The 15,852-nt window shown below is 63.9% G+C and carries 11 protein-coding genes and 2 rRNA genes; 6 read left to right on the top strand and 7 right to left on the bottom strand.

Annotation, left to right across the window (positions count from 1 at the left end):
- The first annotated feature begins 6 nt into the window (after positions 1 to 6).
- Positions 7 to 2,211, top strand: coding sequence for a 1,4-alpha-glucan branching protein GlgB (gene glgB / locus G6N33_RS19815; protein WP_044507326.1), 2,205 nt, complete (start codon positions 7 to 9; stop codon positions 2,209 to 2,211).
- On the opposite strand, the gene G6N33_RS19810 is transcribed toward glgB, so the two are convergent.
- Entirely contained in the window at positions 2,205 to 3,110 is a 906-nt protein-coding gene (locus G6N33_RS19810) for a tetratricopeptide repeat protein (RefSeq protein ID WP_044507328.1), read from the bottom strand. The two genes, glgB and G6N33_RS19810, sit on opposite strands and share 7 nt — an antisense overlap.
- Positions 3,111 to 3,274: 164 nt before the next feature.
- Positions 3,275 to 4,468, bottom strand: a complete 1,194-nt coding sequence (locus tag G6N33_RS19805) for an acetyl-CoA C-acetyltransferase (RefSeq protein WP_044507330.1) — start codon at positions 4,466 to 4,468, stop codon at positions 3,275 to 3,277.
- 78 nt (positions 4,469 to 4,546) lie between these two features.
- Here G6N33_RS19805 and mce point away from each other — a divergent pair, with 78 nt between their 5' ends.
- Positions 4,547 to 5,014: a methylmalonyl-CoA epimerase gene (gene mce / locus G6N33_RS19800; RefSeq protein ID WP_101528547.1), complete on the top strand. Its 468-nt coding sequence runs from the start codon at positions 4,547 to 4,549 to the stop codon at positions 5,012 to 5,014.
- 12 nt (positions 5,015 to 5,026) lie between these two features.
- Here the strand turns inward: mce and G6N33_RS27535 are convergent, their stop codons facing one another.
- Positions 5,027 to 5,335 (bottom strand): hypothetical protein, encoded by a 309-nt coding sequence (locus tag G6N33_RS27535; protein WP_081662034.1) that lies wholly within the window; start codon positions 5,333 to 5,335, stop codon positions 5,027 to 5,029.
- A gap of 22 nt (positions 5,336 to 5,357) precedes the next feature.
- Positions 5,358 to 6,029 (bottom strand): endonuclease NucS, encoded by a 672-nt coding sequence (gene nucS, locus G6N33_RS19790; RefSeq protein ID WP_044507333.1) that lies wholly within the window; start codon positions 6,027 to 6,029, stop codon positions 5,358 to 5,360.
- 45 nt (positions 6,030 to 6,074) lie between these two features.
- Between nucS and G6N33_RS19785 the strand changes: the two genes are divergently transcribed.
- Positions 6,075 to 7,751 (top strand): adenylate/guanylate cyclase domain-containing protein, encoded by a 1,677-nt coding sequence (locus tag G6N33_RS19785; RefSeq protein WP_044507336.1) that lies wholly within the window; start codon positions 6,075 to 6,077, stop codon positions 7,749 to 7,751.
- Positions 7,752 to 7,919: 168 nt separating this feature from the next.
- Here the strand turns inward: G6N33_RS19785 and G6N33_RS19780 are convergent, their stop codons facing one another.
- The gene (locus G6N33_RS19780; protein ID WP_044512157.1) at positions 7,920 to 9,191 is read right to left on the bottom strand and encodes an MFS transporter; all 1,272 of its coding nucleotides are present in this window, start codon (positions 9,189 to 9,191) and stop codon (positions 7,920 to 7,922) included.
- Between the two features lie 66 nt (positions 9,192 to 9,257).
- Here G6N33_RS19780 and G6N33_RS19775 point away from each other — a divergent pair, with 66 nt between their 5' ends.
- The 3 genes from G6N33_RS19775 to G6N33_RS19765 all read left to right on the top strand — a co-directional run bounded on the left by G6N33_RS19775 (position 9,258) and on the right by G6N33_RS19765 (position 12,323).
- On the top strand, positions 9,258 to 10,157 hold the full coding sequence (locus G6N33_RS19775; RefSeq protein ID WP_044507337.1) for a LysR family transcriptional regulator: 900 nt from the start codon (positions 9,258 to 9,260) through the stop codon (positions 10,155 to 10,157).
- Positions 10,158 to 10,347: 190 nt separating this feature from the next.
- Positions 10,348 to 11,835 carry a DNA-3-methyladenine glycosylase 2 family protein gene (locus G6N33_RS19770; RefSeq protein WP_044507340.1) on the top strand — a complete coding sequence of 496 codons (1,488 nt, stop codon included), beginning with the start codon at positions 10,348 to 10,350 and terminating at the stop codon, positions 11,833 to 11,835.
- Positions 11,832 to 12,323 carry a methylated-DNA--[protein]-cysteine S-methyltransferase gene (locus G6N33_RS19765; RefSeq protein WP_044507341.1) on the top strand — a complete coding sequence of 164 codons (492 nt, stop codon included), beginning with the start codon at positions 11,832 to 11,834 and terminating at the stop codon, positions 12,321 to 12,323. Before G6N33_RS19770 ends, G6N33_RS19765 begins: the two co-directional genes overlap by 4 nt.
- 46 nt (positions 12,324 to 12,369) lie before the next feature.
- On the opposite strand, the gene rrf is transcribed toward G6N33_RS19765, so the two are convergent.
- Positions 12,370 to 12,481, bottom strand: a 5S ribosomal RNA gene (rrf, locus tag G6N33_RS19760).
- Between the two features lie 95 nt (positions 12,482 to 12,576).
- Positions 12,577 to 15,663 (bottom strand): 23S ribosomal RNA (locus G6N33_RS19755).
- Positions 15,664 to 15,852: the final 189 nt, after the last annotated feature.

The following is a 15,852-nucleotide window of genomic DNA, read 5'->3' as shown; positions in this document are numbered from 1 at the left end:
GCAAGCATGAGTCGAACCGACAGCCACACCGAACAAACACACTTGGCGCCCGACCCCGGTGATCTAGCGCGCCTGCTCTCGGGCACCCACCACAACCCGCACAGCGTGCTGGGCGCGCACGAATATGACGACCACACCGTCATCCGTGTCTACCGTCCACACGCTCGCGAGGTAATCGCGCTCGTCGGGGACGACGAATTCCCGTTGCAGCATGTCGAGTCGGGGTTGTTCGCCGTGGCGCTGCCCTTCACGAATCTGATCGACTACCGACTGCGACTGGACTACGGCTCCGGTGCGCACGTCACCGCAGATCCGTACCGCTTCCTGCCCACGCTGGGCGAGATCGACCTTCACCTGTTCTCCGAGGGACGCCACGAGCGCCTCTGGGAAGTGCTTGGCGCTCATCATCGTTCGTTCACCACGGCTGACGGCGTGGTCAACGGCGTGTCGTTCGCGGTGTGGGCGCCCAACGCCAAGGGCGTCAACCTGATTGGCGAGTTCAACGGCTGGACCGGTACCGAGGCGCCGATGCGGGTGTTGGGCTCGACCGGGGTGTGGGAGCTGTTTTGGCCCGGGTTCCCCGAGGACGGCCTGTACAAGTTCCGTGTACACGGCGCCGACGATGTCGTCACCGAACGGGCGGACCCGATGGCCTTCGCCACCGAGGTGCCGCCGCACACCGCATCACGGGTCACCAGGAGTTCGTACACCTGGACCGACGACGAGTGGATGACTCGGCGCGCCCAGACCAATCCGGTCTTCGAACCGATGAGCACCTACGAGGTCCATCTCGGTTCGTGGCGCCCCGGCCTCAATTATCGCCAACTGGCCGAGGAACTAACGGATTATGTTGTCGAGCAGGGCTTCACTCACGTGGAGCTACTGCCGGTCGCCGAGCACCCGTTCGCCGGCTCGTGGGGCTACCAGGTCACTTCGTACTATGCGCCGACGTCACGGTTCGGCACGCCCGACGAATTCCGGGCACTCGTCGATGCGCTGCACCGGGCCGGCATCGGCGTCATCGTCGACTGGGTACCCGCGCATTTCCCCAAGGACGCGTGGGCGCTGGGCCGGTTCGACGGCACCCCGCTCTACGAACACTCCGACCCCAAGCGCGGCGAGCAACTCGACTGGGGCACCTATGTTTTCGACTTCGGCCGACGAGAAGTCCGCAACTTCCTGGTGGCCAACGCGTTGTTCTGGCTCGAGGAGTTCCACGTCGACGGTCTGCGGGTGGACGCGGTGGCGTCCATGCTGTACCTGGACTATTCGCGACCCGAGGGTGGCTGGACACCCAACATCTACGGCGGCCGGGAAAACCTCGAAGCGGTGCAATTCCTGCAGGAGTTGAACGCCACCGCGCACAAGGCGGCCCCGGGCATCGTCACCATCGCCGAGGAATCGACCTCCTGGCCCGGTGTGACGCGGCCGACAAGCCTTGGCGGTCTGGGCTTTTCGATGAAGTGGAACATGGGCTGGATGCACGACACGCTCGACTACATCAGCCGCGACCCGATCTACCGCAGCTATCACCACCACGAGATGACGTTCTCCATGCTGTATGCGTTCAGCGAGAACTACGTGCTGCCGATCAGCCATGACGAGGTGGTACACGGCAAGGGCACGCTGTGGGGCCGCATGCCGGGCAACAATCACGTGAAGGCCGCCGGCCTACGCAGCCTGCTCGCCTACCAGTGGGCCCACCCCGGCAAGCAATTGCTGTTCATGGGACAGGAATTCGGGCAGCGGGCCGAGTGGTCGGAGGAACGCGGCCTGGATTGGTGGCAGCTCGACGAGCAAGGCTTCTCCAACGGTGTGTTGCGGTTCGTGCGCGACATCAACTCGATCTATCGCAGCCGCCCGGCGCTGTGGAGCCAGGACACCACCCCCGACGGTTATTCCTGGATCGACGCCAACGACTCCGGCAACAACGTGCTGAGTTTTTTGCGGTACGGCAAAGACGGGTCCGTCATGGCGTGCGTGTTCAATTTCGCGGGATCTGAACACAGCGGCTACCGACTCGGTCTGCCCAGCGCGGGCCGCTGGCGCGAGGTGCTCAACACCGACGCGACGGATTACAACGGCTCCGGGATCGGCAACCTCGGCGGGGTGGACGCCACCGAGGACCCCTGGCATGGGCGTCCCGCGTCGGCGTTGCTGGTGCTGCCGCCCAACTCGGCCCTCTGGCTGGAGCCCGACTCGCCTCAGTAGAGCGCGTTGGCGAGTTTGCGCCGACCGGCCACGACCTCGGGGTCGGCGGGATCGAACAACTCGAACAACTCGATCAAGCGGGTCCGTACTCGAGTGCGATCATCCCCGAAAGTGGTGCGCACCAAGGAGATCAGCCGGTCGAACGCTGCGGTCACATCCTGGCTGAGGATCTGCACATCGGCCGCCGCGAAGGCCGCCTCGATGTCGCCTGGGGCAGCATCCGCGACGGCCACGGCGTCACGGCGATGCGCGGTGGCGCGGACGAGAAAGTCGATCTGCCGGATGGCGGCCTTCGCCTCGACGCTGTCTGGATTAGCGGTCAGCCACGCCTGGTAGGACTGCTTGGCCGCATCGAAGTCTCCGGCCTCGAGCTGCTCGCGTGCGTGCGCCAACTCGGGGGCCACCTCCGCGTCGTCCTCGGAACCCATTGCGCCCTTGAGCTTTCCGGCTGTCGCCGACAACAGCTGGTCCAGCCAGCGGCGCAACTGGTCGGCCGGCTGCACGCCTTGGAAGCTGGACAGGGGCTGGCCGGCGGCCAGCGCCACGACGGTGGGGACCGCCTCGACCCCGAAAATCTGTGCCACCCTGGGCGCGACATCGACGTTAACTGTCGCCAACGACCACTTACCGCCGTCTTCGGCGGCAAGTGTGGACAACGTGTCGACCAACTGCACACAGGCCTCGCTGCGCGGCGACCACAGAGCCACCACCACGGGTACCTCGTCGGAGCGGATCAGCACTTCGGCTTCGAAGTTGGCCTCGTTGACCTCTGTGCCCCCTGGCCCTGGTGCCCCCGAGGCGCCACCCGGGGAGGCGCTCTGCTGAGCTCGTTGCTTAAGACCGGACAGGTCGACCGCTCCGGCCAGTGCGGGACCAATCGAAGATCTCGGACGCGTCACAACGACAAGTCTGTCATGCGTGCCAACCGGGGAGCCACCCCGCTCCGGCATCGCCGGAAGCGCAAATGAGTCGCCAAGACGGGCATCGCACGGCTCCTGAGAGCAAAATCACAACGCGCCCGGCAGACGTCATCCCAGCAACGCTGACCGGTGGTCAGAAGTGGTTAACCGGCCCGCAGGATCAGCGCGTCGCCTTGACCGCCGGCCCCGCACAGCGCCGCCACTCCGTACCCCGTGCCGCGGCGGGCGAGTTCCAGGGCCACATGCAGCGTGATTCGGGCGCCCGACATGCCGATGGGGTGGCCGACCGCGATCGCGCCACCGTTGACGTTGACGATTCCCGGGTCGACGCCGAGTTCGCGGGTCGAGGCCAATGCCACCGCCGCGAACGCCTCGTTGATCTCCACCACGTCGAGCTGATCGACCGAGATGCGCTCGCGCCCGAGGGCCTTCTTGATTGCGTTGGCGGGCTGCGACTGCAGCGTCGAATCCGGCCCGGCGACGACGCCGTGCGCACCGATTTCGGCGAGCCAAGACAGCCCCAGCTCCTGGGCCTTGGCCTTGTTCATCACGACGACCGCCGCTGCCCCGTCGGAGATCTGGGATGCGGAGCCCGCGGTGATAGTGCCGTCCTTGCGGAACGCGGGTTTGAGGCTCGCCAACGAGTCGGCGGTGGTGTTTGCCCGGATGCCCTCGTCCTCGCTGAACTGCAACGGATCGCCTTTGCGCTGCGGGATGTTCACCGGCACCACCTCGTCGGCGAAGACGCCGTCCTTCCACGCCGCGGCCGCCTTCTGATGCGACTGGGCGGCGTATTCGTCCTGCTCCTGGCGGGTGAACTTGTCGACGTCGTTGCGCTGCTCGGTCAATGCGCCCATCGGCTGGTCGGTGAACACGTCGTGCAGCCCGTCGTAGGCCATGTGGTCGAGCACCGTCACGTCGCCGTACTTGTAGCCGGCCCGGCTGTCCATCAGCAAATGGGGCGCCTTCGTCATGGACTCTTGACCGCCGGCCACCACGACATCGAACTCCCCCGCTCGAATCAGCTGGTCAGCAAGCGCGATCGCGTCGATACCGGACAGGCACATCTTGTTGATGGTCAGCGCCGGAACGTCCCAGCCGATCCCGGCCGCGACGGCTGCCTGGCGAGCCGGCATCTGACCCGCACCGGCGGTCAGCACCTGCCCCATGATCACGTACTCGACCAACGACGCCGGCGACTCGGTGTTCGGGAAGGCCTTTTCCAGGGCGGCCTTGATGGCAATGGCACCCAAATCGGTGGCGCTGAAATCCTTCAGCGAACCCATTAGCTTGCCTATCGGCGTCCGGGCTCCAGCAACGATCACCGATGTCGTCATAACAACCTCCTAGCGACGGATGGACGGCCGTTGCGGCCTCCCGGAGAAGCGCGATCTTTGCCGCCAGGTTACCGTTATGTGATGACGACCGATCAAGTTGACGCCCGTCAGATCCTGGCCACCTCGCTCGTGACCGCGGTCGATCACGTCGGCATCGCAGTCGCCGACCTCGATGCGGCCATCGCCTGGTACCACGACACCCTGGGCATGGTTCTCGTGCACGAGGAAATCAACGAGGACCAGGGAATCCGCGAAGCCATGATCGCCGTGCAGGACGGTGAACCGGGCACCGCGCAAATCCAGTTGATGGCGCCGATCGACGATTCCTCGGCGATCGCGAAGTTCCTGGACAAGCGGGGCCCCGGCATCCAGCAGATGGCCGTGCGGGTTAGCGATCTGGACGCCCTCTGCGAGCAGCTGCGGGAAAAGGGCGTTCGGCTGGTCTACGCGGCGCCGCGGCGCGGCACAGCGAACTCTCGGATCAACTTCATCCACCCCAAGGACGCCGGCGGGGTGCTGATGGAGCTGGTCGAGCCGGCCCGCTAGCGCTCACCACATTCACGACCACTTTCTGGTCGGGCTCCGGTTCGTCCGGTTCGTCCAGCATGGCGTATGCCAGTGCCGACGGTCGGCTTCCCTGGTTTGCGCTGCACCCCCCGCCGAATCCGCCAGCCACACCACCAAATGCGCAGTGTGGGAACGGATTTCGTGGTCACATCCGGGACAGCGATAGGTTTTGACGGCACGCGCCGCGGCTACCGGGCGCACTTCGTACTCGTGGCCGTCGGGCCCAATCTCGAGCCGATGGAGCAGCGGCGACAGCGTGGGCGGTTGCTGCCGGCGGGGCTGTGTGCGACGCCGAGCCATGCGACAAGTCTAATCGGGCAGCTCAGAACAGCCGGTACTCGTCGTTGTCCATCCCCCGCATCTTGTCGTAATCCAATGTCAGACAACGTATCCCGCGGTCGGTGGCTAAAGTTCGCGCCTGCGGTTTAATCTGCTGCGCCGCAAAGACCCCCTTGACCGGAGCCAGAACGCTGTCCCGATTCAGCAGTTCGAGGTAGCGGGTGAGTTGCTCCACGCCGTCGATTTCGCCGCGTCGCTTGATCTCGACCGCGACCGAATTACCCAATTCGTCGCGGCACAAGAGATCTACGGGACCGATCGCGGTCATGTACTCGCGCCGTACCAGCGTGTAACCCTCACCCAGCAAGTGGACATGCTCGGCAAGTAACGCTTGCAGGTGCGCCTCGACGCCGTCCTTGACCAGCCCTGGGTCGACGCCGAGTTCGTGGCTGGAGTCGTGCTCGATCTCCTCGACCGCGATGCGCAGTTGTTCGCCCGCCTTGTTCTCCACCACCCACACCGGCGTCTCGCCACTGAGTTCCTCGGTCAGCCAGCAGGGCGGGCTCATCCAGTTCAGCGGCTTATAGGCACGGTCGTCGGCATGAACGCTGACCGATCCGTCGGCCTTGAAAAGCAGCAACCTGCGTGCCGACGGCAGATGCGCGGTCAGGCGGCCAACGTAGTCGACGGTGCACTGAGCGATCACTAAACGCACCCGACTCACCTTAGAGCGTGGCCGACAAATTAGGCTGACGCCACCATGTCGGCGAAAACGAGGACGTCGGCCACAAAGACGACGTCTGCCAAAACCAGGACGTCGTCCAACAAGACCTTTGCGCAGCGCTTGGGCCGGGTGCTCGAGGCGTTGACTCGTCAGAGCGGCCGGCTGCCAGAGACGCCGGCGTACGGCTCGTTTTTGCTGGGACGGGTCACCGAGAGCCAAGCCCGCCGCCGGGTACGGATCCAGATCATCCTCACCGTCTTCATCCTCGCGACGAACGTGATCGGCATCGGCGTCGCGGTGCTGCTGCTGGCCGTCGCGCTGCCCTCGCCCAGTGTCTTCAGCGACGCGCCGGCGTGGATCACGTTTGCCGTGTCGCCGGCGTACATCGGGATCGCGCTGGCGCTCGGCACCTACTGGATCACGCACCGGACCACCAAGGCGTTGCGGTGGGCGATCGAAGAGCGCGAACCCACCCTGGACGACGAACGCAACACCTTCCTGGTGCCGTTCTGGCTCGCGGTCGGGGTGCTGGTGCTCTGGGGAGTGGGAACGGCGTTGTTGACAACCCTCTACGGGCTGGTCAATACGCTGTTCATTCCGATCGTGGGTTTCTCGGTGAGCATCTGCGGCATCCTGGTGGCCACCGCGTGCTACCTGTTCACCGAGTTTGCGTTGCGGCCGGTGGCTGCCCAAGCCCTCGAGGCAGGGCGGGCCCCACGACGGCTGGCGCCGGGCATCATGGGCCGTACTCTGACGGTCTGGCTACTGGGTTCGGGTGTGCCGGTGTTCGGCATCGCGATGATCGCGTTCTTCGCTTTGGTGCTGGGCAATCTGACCGAGACCCAACTCAGCGTGGCCGTGCTGATCGTATCCTGCGTGACGCTGATCTTCGGCTTCGTGCTGATGTGGATCCTGTCCTGGCTGACGGCGACCCCGGTGCGGGTGGTGCGGGCGGCCCTCAAACGCGTCGAGCAGGGTGACCTACGCGGCGACCTGGTGGTGTTCGACGGCACCGAGTTGGGCGAGCTACAGCGCGGCTTCAACGCGATGGTCGACGGCCTGCGGGAGCGCGAACGCGTGCGCGACCTTTTCGGCCGGCACGTCGGGCGTGAAGTCGCCCTGGCCGCCGAGCGCGAGCGTCCCAAGCTGGGCGGCGAAGAACGCCACGTCGCGGTCGTGTTCATCGACATCGTCGGTTCCACGCAATTGGTCACCAGCCGGCCGCCGACTGAAGTTGTGCAGGTGCTCAATCGGTTCTTTGCGATCGTCGTCGAAGAGGTCGACCGACACCACGGGTTGGTCAACAAGTTCGAAGGCGACGCATCGCTGGCCATCTTCGGCGCCCCGAACCACCTCGATACCCCAGAGGACGACGCGCTGGCCGCGGGCCGGTCCATCTGTAAACGGCTGGCCCGCGAAATGCCGGAGCTTGACGCCGGCATCGGCGTGGCCGCCGGCGAGGTCGTCGCGGGCAACGTCGGCGCCAAGGAACGGTTCGAGTACACGGTGATCGGGGGACCGGTCAACGAGGCGGCCCGGCTGTGCGAACTGGCGAAGTCACACGCGGGGCGCTTGCTGACGACCGAGGACACCATCCGGGGCGCCAGCGAAAGTGAGCGTGCCCGTTGGTCTTTGGGCGAGACCGTCACGCTGCGCGGGCACGACCGCCCGACCCGGCTGGCCGCACCGGTCGGCGATGCCGAGCATCGTTGAGGTTCGCGCGTGGCGCCTACCCAACGGTCACCGCGCACGGAGCACCGCCTGGGGCGATTGCCCCAAGCTTCTCGGGTCTTGACTCGACTCGGCGGCGCGCGGCCGCCCGGCGTCGCTCAATCGGCGCCCCGGAAGAAGGACTGCTGCCTGGCGCACAGCGACCTTGACTCAGCTGGCCGGGTACTCGGCCAACGACCTGGCCGGCCCGGTCCCGGATGCGGTTGCGCGCACTAGGGACACCACGATCAGCACGGCCAGAACCAGCAGTATGGCGACAAAGCACACCGTGTCCGGCCAGCCGCCCGCACCGTAGGCCAACCCACCGAACGCACCGGCCGCCGAGCCACCAAGGTAATAGCTGAACAGATACAGCGCGGAGGCCTCGGCTCGGTCGCGCTCGGCCACCGCCCCTACCCAGCCGCTGGCCACGGTGTAGGCCGCGAAGAACCCGCCGGCGAAAACGCCGGCGCCCAGCACGATTACGGGCAGCTTTGCTGGCAGCGTCATCAGCAAACCCGCCCCGGTGACGGGCAACGACGCGCCCAGCACCAGCATTCGCCCGCGCCGGTCGGCGAGCCGACCGGCCATCACCGAGGTCCCGGTGCCCACCAGGTACAGCAAAAACAACAACCCCACGGCCGACGGCGCCAACCCGAACGGCGCGGCGGCCAGCCGGTAACCGAGATAGTTGTAGACGGTGACGAATCCGCCCATCAGCATGAACCCCAGGGCGAAGAGCTTGAGCAGCACGGGCTTTCGCAGATGCGCGAGAATACTCCGCGCGGTCGCGCCGATGCTCACCGTCTTCGGCGTGAAGAATTGGGACCGGGGCACCAGCAGTGCGAAGACGAGGGTGGCGACCAGCGTCGCGGCCGAGCACACCAACAACGCGATGCGCCAATTGCTCACTCCCAGAACCGTGGCCGGGATGATCCGGCCCAAGCAGCCACCGACGGTCGCGCCGGCGATGTAGCGCCCCATCGCCGATCCCAGCGCGCAGGCGTGCACCTCTTCGGCCAGAAAAGCCATGGCGACGGCGGGAATCCCGGCCAGCGCAACTCCTTGCAACGCTCGTCCCACGAGCAGCACGCCGAGCGTCGGACTGAACGGCAGCAGCAAACCGAGCACACTCGCTGCGATGCCGGAGATCACCATTACCCGGACGCGGCCATAGCGCTCGGAAAGCACGCTGGCCGGAACGATCGACACCGCCAGCATTCCGGTGGTGAGCGAGATGGTCAGCGCCGAGGTGGCAGGGCTGATGTGGTAGTACGACGACAGCGCGGGAAGAAGTGCCTGCGTGCAATACATCGCCGCGAAACTCGCTACGCCGGCACAGCACAGTGCCGCGGTCACTCGCCGGTACCCCCGGCTGCCGAGCTGGTGAGCGGTGGGAGGCGCGGCGAGCACTGGCGCAGCGACAATCGTCCGCGCGCACAGGGTGATTCGGAAATGAATTGTTGCCGCCAGTATGATGCAAGGATCACATAAGTAGAGGTGGCAGGCGTGGCCGATGGGGATTACGAGTGGTTCCTCACACTCGCCGAGCTGCAGCACGTGACCGCGGCCGCCCAGCAGCTACACATCGCCCAGCCCACCCTGACCCGGATGCTAGCGCGCCTGGAACGTCGGCTCGGGGTGGAGTTGTTCGACCGTCGCGGCCGCCGACTGTCGCTGAGTACCTATGGCCGCATCTTTTACGAGCATGCGCGCCGCGCCCAACTGGAGCTCGACTCGGCCCGCCGCGAAATCGAGGACATGAACAACCCTGCCGCCGGTGAGATTCGACTGGGCTTTTTGGGGTCATTCGGGTCGATCGTCGTGCCGCGCTTGATCGCGGGGTTCGCGGAGATCTCGCCGCGCGTGACGTTCCTGCTCGAGGAGGGCGCTGCGGAACTGATGAGCGATCGCGTCCTGGACGGTGCGCTCGACGTGGGGGTGGTGTCTCCGCGCCCGCACCAGCCAACTCTGGCCTGGCGCAGCCTTTTTCGTCAACGTCTCGGCATCGCGGTCCCGCGTGGTCACCGGTTGGCGAACGTGTCGGCGGTGTCCATGACGGAGCTTGCCGACGAGCCGTTCGTCAGCATGCACCCGGGATTCGGCATGCGACAGCTGCTTGACGAGCTTTGTGCAGCAGCGCAATTCCAGCCGCGTATCGCCCTGGAATCACCGAACCTGACCACTACCGCCGGGCTGGTCGCCGCGGGACTGGGCGTCAGCCTGACACCGATCGATGGCAGCGAGTATGCCCCCGGAGTCAGCGTGGTGCGCCTGGCCGACTCCGACGCCTACCGCGATATCGGGTTGATCTGGGATTCGAGCCGACCACTGTCGCGGGCCGCGCGCGACTTCGTGGCTTCCGCCATGTCCGTGCGAGACCGAGGCGAGTGGGCGCGAACGCCCTAAGCAGTACGCCGACCATGCGACCCCGCGCCCGGCGCGCCTCAGCACGGCGTCGGAGAAGTCGTCGATGGCGACAGTCTCGGTGCGGCCATACGCGCTCCTGCCGGGGGGCGGGTCGCGAACGCCACCGATTGGCCACGATCATGTCGCTTTTCCGCTAGTTTTGTCGCCGCTCAGGTGTAACTGTGGAGACGTGCACGACGACTTCGAACGGTGCTACCGAGCGGTCCAAGCCAAGGACGCCCGGTTCGACGGCTGGTTCGTCACCGCCGTGCTGACTACCCGGATTTACTGCCGGCCCAGCTGCCCGGTGCACCCGCCATTCGCCAGGAACGTACGGTTTTACCCGACCGCGGCGGCCGCTCAGCGCGCCGGCTTCCGCGCGTGCAAACGGTGCCGCCCCGACGCGTCGCCAGGTTCGCCTGAATGGAATGTGCGCGGCGACGTCGTCGCACGGGCGATGCGGCTCATTGCCGACGGCACGGTGGACCGCGACGGCGTCGGCGGGTTGGCCGCCCACCTCGGATACACCACCCGCCAGCTAGAGCGCCTGTTGCAGGCCGAGGTCGGCGCGGGGCCGCTCGCGCTGGCGCGGGCTCAACGAAGCCAGACGGCCCGGCTGCTGATCGAGACCACCGACCTGCCGTTCGGTGATGTCGCCTTCGCCGCCGGCTTTTCCAGCATTCGGCAATTCAACGACACCGTGCGCCTCGTGTTCGAAAGCACGCCGTCCGAGTTGCGCCGTCGCGCGGCCGCCCGGCCCGGATCGGCCCGGACTTCGCCTGGGACCGTGTGCCTTCGGCTGCCGGTGCGCACTCCGTTCGCCTACGAGGGACTCTTCGGCCACCTGGCGGCCGGCGCCGCACCCGGGTGCGAGGAGGTCCGCGACGGTGCGTACCGGCGCAGCCTGCGGCTTCCCGCCGGCAATGCGGTGGTCGCACTGACACCCGCGGTCGACCACGTGCGCTGCGTTCTGGTACTCGACGACTTTCGCGATCTCACCACCGCGATTGCGCGTTGTCGGCGCCTGCTCGATCTTGACGCCGACCCCGAAGCTGTCGTCGACGCGCTCAGCCGCGACCAGCTGCTCGCCCCCGTCGTGGCCAAGGCCCCCGGGCAGCGCATTCCCCGCACGGTCGACGAGACCGAGCTGGCCGTGCGCGCGGTCCTGGGTCAGCAGGTGTCGACGAAGGCCGCGCGCACCCACGTCGGTCGATTGGTGCGGGCGTACGGGGAGCCCGTCGCGGATCCGGAAGGCGCTCTGACGCATACCTTTCCGTCCATCGAGCAGTTGGCCGAGATCGATCCTGTCCATTTGGCGGTGCCCAAGGCGCGGCAACGGACGATGAGCGCGCTGATCGAGGGGCTCCTCGACGGCAGCGTGGTGCTGGACGCCGGGAGCGATTGGAGCAGGGCGCGTTGCCAATTGCTGGCCCTGCCGGGCATCGGCGCCTGGACCGCCGAGGTGATCGCGATGCGTGGCCTCGGTGACCCGGACGCCTTCCCCGCCAGTGATCTCGGCCTGCAACTCGCCGCCCAAGGGTTGGGCGTGCCGACGAATCAGCGGAAACTGATGGAGTACAGCGCACATTGGCGGCCCTGGCGCTCGTATGCCACCCAGCACTTGTGGACCACGCTCGAGCATCCGGTAAACGATTGGCCGCCACAGGAGGTCGCATGATCCAGTACCGCACCATCGACAGCCCGATCGGACTGCTGACCCTGGCCGGGTACGACGACGTCTTGACCAACCTGCGAATGGTCGATCAAACCTACGAACCCAGCCGTGCCGATTGGTCACCGGACCCGAAAGCGTTCGAGAAGGCCGCCGACCAACTCATGGCCTATTTCGCCGGCGAATTGACGCATTTCGACGTGGAACTCGATCTGCGCGGGACCGAATTTCAACGTCGCGTGTGGCAGGCACTGCTCACCATCCCGTACGGGGAAACCCGCTCCTACGGTGAGATCGCCGCGCAGATAGGTGCGCCCGGTGCCGCACGCGCGGTCGGATTGGCCAACGGCCACAACCCGATCGCCATCGTCGTGCCGTGCCATCGGGTGATCGGGGCAAATGGAAGCCTGACCGGCTTTGGCGGCGGCCTCGGCCGAAAGCGGACGCTGCTGGAATTAGAAAAACAGCGCCAGGATTTGACCCTTTTCGATTAGCAGAGAATGCAAAAACACCCCCTTTGCAGGGGGTGTTTTTGTGTATGTTCGGCGGTGTCCTACTTTTCCACCCAAAGGGCAGTATCATTGGCGCTGACAGGCTTAGCTTCCGGGTTCGGAATGGGACCGGGCGTTTCCCTGTCGCTGTGGCCGCCGTAACTCTATTACGGAACACTATTTTATTAGTTGTTCTGGTGGGGGGTGTGGCATTCGGCGCGACAATAAGTCGCGGACGATAGTGGTTGCGATTTGTGTTGGTAAGTTTTCGGCCGGTTAGTGCCAGTTCCCTGCACTCATTGCTGAGCTTCCAGGTCTGGCCTATCAATCCCGTGGTCTGCGGGGGGCCTTATCCCTCTAAAAGGGTGAGAAACCTGATCTTGGAGAAGGTTTCCCGCTTAGATGCTTTCAGCGGTTATCCTGTCCGAACGTAGCTATCCAGCGGTGCCCCTGGTGGGACAACTGGTGCACTAGAGGTTCGTCCGTCCCGGTCCTCTCGTACTAGGGACAGGTTTCCTCAAGTTTCTGACGCGCGCGGCGGATAGAGACCGAACTGTCTCACGACGTTCTAAACCCAGCTCGCGTGCCGCTTTAATGGGCGAACAGCCCAACCCTTGGGACCTGCTCCAGCCCCAGGATGCGACGAGCCGACATCGAGGTGCCAAACCATCCCGTCGATATGGACTCTTGGGGAAGATCAGCCTGTTATCCCCGGGGTACCTTTTATCCGTTGAGCGACACCCCTTCCACTCGGGGGTGCCGGATCACTAATCCCGACTTTCGTCCCTGCTTGACTTGTAGGTCTCGCAGTCAAGCTCCCTTGTGCATTTACACTCAACACCTGATTGCCGTCCAGGTTGAGGGAACCTTTGGGCGCCTCCGTTACATTTTAGGAGGCAACCGCCCCAGTTAAACTACCCGCCAGGCACTGTCCCTGAACCCGATAAGGGTTCGAAGTTAGGTGTCCAATACGGTCAGAGTGGTATTTCAACAACGACTCCACTCGAACTGGCGTCCGAGCTTCACAGTCTCCCACCTATCCTACACAAACAGTACCGAACACCAATACCAAGTTGTAGTGAAGGTCCCGGGGTCTTTTCGTCCTGCCGCGCGTAACGAGCATCTTTACTCGTAGTGCAATTTCGCCGAGTCTATGGTTGAGACAGTTGGGAAGTCGTTACGCCATTCGTGCAGGTCGGAACTTACCCGACAAGGAATTTCGCTACCTTAGGATGGTTATAGTTACCACCGCCGTTTACTGGGGCTTAAATTCTCCGCTTCACCCTTACGAGTTAACGGGTCCTCTTAACCTTCCAGCACCGGGCAGGCGTCAGTCCGTATACATCGTCTTGCGACTTCGCACGGACCTGTGTTTTTAGTAAACAGTCGCTTCCCACTGGTTTCTGCGGCCGGTTCCCGCTCCCAGCGCAAGGCTGTTCACGGTAAGCCGGCCCCCCTTCTCCCGAAGTTACGGGGGCATTTTGCCGAGTTCCTTAACCATAGTTATCTCGTACGCCTTGGTATTCTCTACCTGACCACCTGTGTTGGTTTGGGGTACGGGCCATGTATGCGCTCGCTAGAGGCTTTTCTTGGCAGCTGAGGATCACCGAATTCGCCTCAATCGGCTATGCATCACCTCTCAGGAACATGAGCGACGGATTTGCCTATCGCTCTCCCTACAGGCTTGCCCCAGTATTACCACTGACTGGTACGGCTACCTTCCTGCGTCACCCCATTGCTTGACTACTACCCACCCGGGTCCCACGCAGCCGGCGATCTTCGCACCCCGAAGGGATTGATAGACCGCCATTTGGGTGGTTAGCAGAATGGATTCGTCAGGGACGCTCATACACGGGTACGGGAATATCAACCCGTTGTCCATCGACTACGCCTGTCGGCCTCGCCTTAGGTCCCGACTCACCCTGGGCGGACTGGCCTGGCCCAGGAACCCTTGGTCTTTCGGCGGGCAAGGTTCTCACTTGCCTTATCGCTACTCATGCCTGCATTCTCACTCCCCCAAACTCCACCATCGGTTACCCGACAGCTTCGCTGCATGGGGGACGCTCCCCTACCCAACCTTGCGGTTGCCGCGACTTCGGCGGTGTGCTTGAGCCCCGCTACATTATCGGCGCACAATCACTTGACCAGTGAGCTATTACGCACTCTTTCAAGGGTGGCTGCTTCTAAGCCAACCTCCTGGTTGTCTCTGCGACTGCACATCCTTTTCCACTTAGCACACGCTTAGGGGCCTTAGTCGGCGATCTGGGCTGTTTCCCTCTCGACGCACGGAGCTTATCCCCCGCCGTCTCACTGCCACGCTATACACCACGGCATTCGGAGTTTGGCTGACGTCAGTAACCTAGTAGGGCCCATCGGCCATCCAGTAGCTCTACCTCCGTGGTGAAACACGTAACGCTGCACCTAAATGCATTTCGGGGAGAACCAGCTATCACGGAGTTTGATTGGCCTTTCACCCCTACCCACAGCTCATCCCCTCAGTCTTCAACCTAAGTGGGTTCGGGCCTCCACGCGGTCTTACCCGCGCTTCACCCTGGCCATGGGTAGATCACTCCGCTTCGGGTCCAGAACATGCCACTCAAGCGCCCTATTCAGACTCGCTTTCGCTGCGGCTACCCCACACGGGTTAACCTTGCGACATGTCCCTGACTCGCAGGCTCATTCTTCAAAAGGCACGCCATCACCCCACAAGGAGGCTCTGACGGATTGTAGGCACACGGTTTCAGGTACTATTTCACTCCCCTCCCGGGGTACTTTTCACCATTCCCTCACGGTACTAATCCGCTATCGGTCATCGAGAAGTATTTAGGCTTACCGGGTGGTCCCGGCAGATTCACAGCAGATTCCACGAGCCCGCTGCTACTCGGGAGGTGATACAAGACAGGTGTCGGATTTTCGCGTACCGGGCTCTCACCGTCTGCGGCAGACCATCCCAGGCCACTTCCGCTAATCACGACACTTTTTGACTGTCCCTCAGCCAGGTAGAACTGAGACGTATCATTCCCACAACCCCGCACACACAACCCCTACCCGGTATCGCATGCGTGCGGTTTAGCCATGTTCCACGTTCGCTCGCCACTACTAGCGGAATCACTTTTGTTTTCTCTTCCTACGGGTACTGAGATGTTTCACTTCCCCGCGTTCCCTCCCGTACCCTATATATTCAGATACGGGTAACACGACATAACTCGTGCTGGGTTTCCCCATTCGGAAATCCTCGGATCAACGCTCGGTTGACAGCTCCCCGAGGCATATCGCAGCCTCCCACGTCCTTCATCGGCTCTCGATGCCAAGGCATCCACCATGTGCCCTTAAACACTTACGAACACAAAAACCAAAAGAAAAAATTACACAAAACGAACACGTAACCGTTGCCGGCGACGCGTTCATTTAGATGCTCGCAACCACTATCCAATACTCAAACACCACACCCCACCACCAAGATGGAGGGACACCACTTCAACCGAAGTCGGCCGAGTGTTGTCTCAGGGCCCAATAGTGTGTCTGGCGATTG

Source organism: Mycobacterium simiae, assembly GCF_010727605.1.
In the GTDB taxonomy this organism is placed as follows: Bacteria; Actinomycetota; Actinomycetes; order Mycobacteriales; family Mycobacteriaceae; genus Mycobacterium; species Mycobacterium simiae.
The sequence above is the reverse complement of the archived record's forward strand: the minus strand, read 5'-3'. Positions and strand labels throughout refer to the sequence as shown.

What these genes read in the sequence shown, in the direction of transcription:
- glgB (WP_044507326.1), top strand. Translation starts at nt 7, where the DNA reads ATGAGTCGAACCGACAGCCACACCGAACAAACACACTTGGCGCCCGAC.
- G6N33_RS19805 (WP_044507330.1), bottom strand. Translation starts at nt 4,468, where the DNA reads ATGACGACATCGGTGATCGTTGCTGGAGCCCGGACGCCGATAGGCAAG.
- G6N33_RS27535 (WP_081662034.1), bottom strand. Translation starts at nt 5,335, where the DNA reads ATGGCTCGGCGTCGCACACAGCCCCGCCGGCAGCAACCGCCCACGCTG.
- G6N33_RS19785 (WP_044507336.1), top strand. Translation starts at nt 6,075, where the DNA reads ATGTCGGCGAAAACGAGGACGTCGGCCACAAAGACGACGTCTGCCAAA.
- G6N33_RS19765 (WP_044507341.1), top strand. Translation starts at nt 11,832, where the DNA reads ATGATCCAGTACCGCACCATCGACAGCCCGATCGGACTGCTGACCCTG.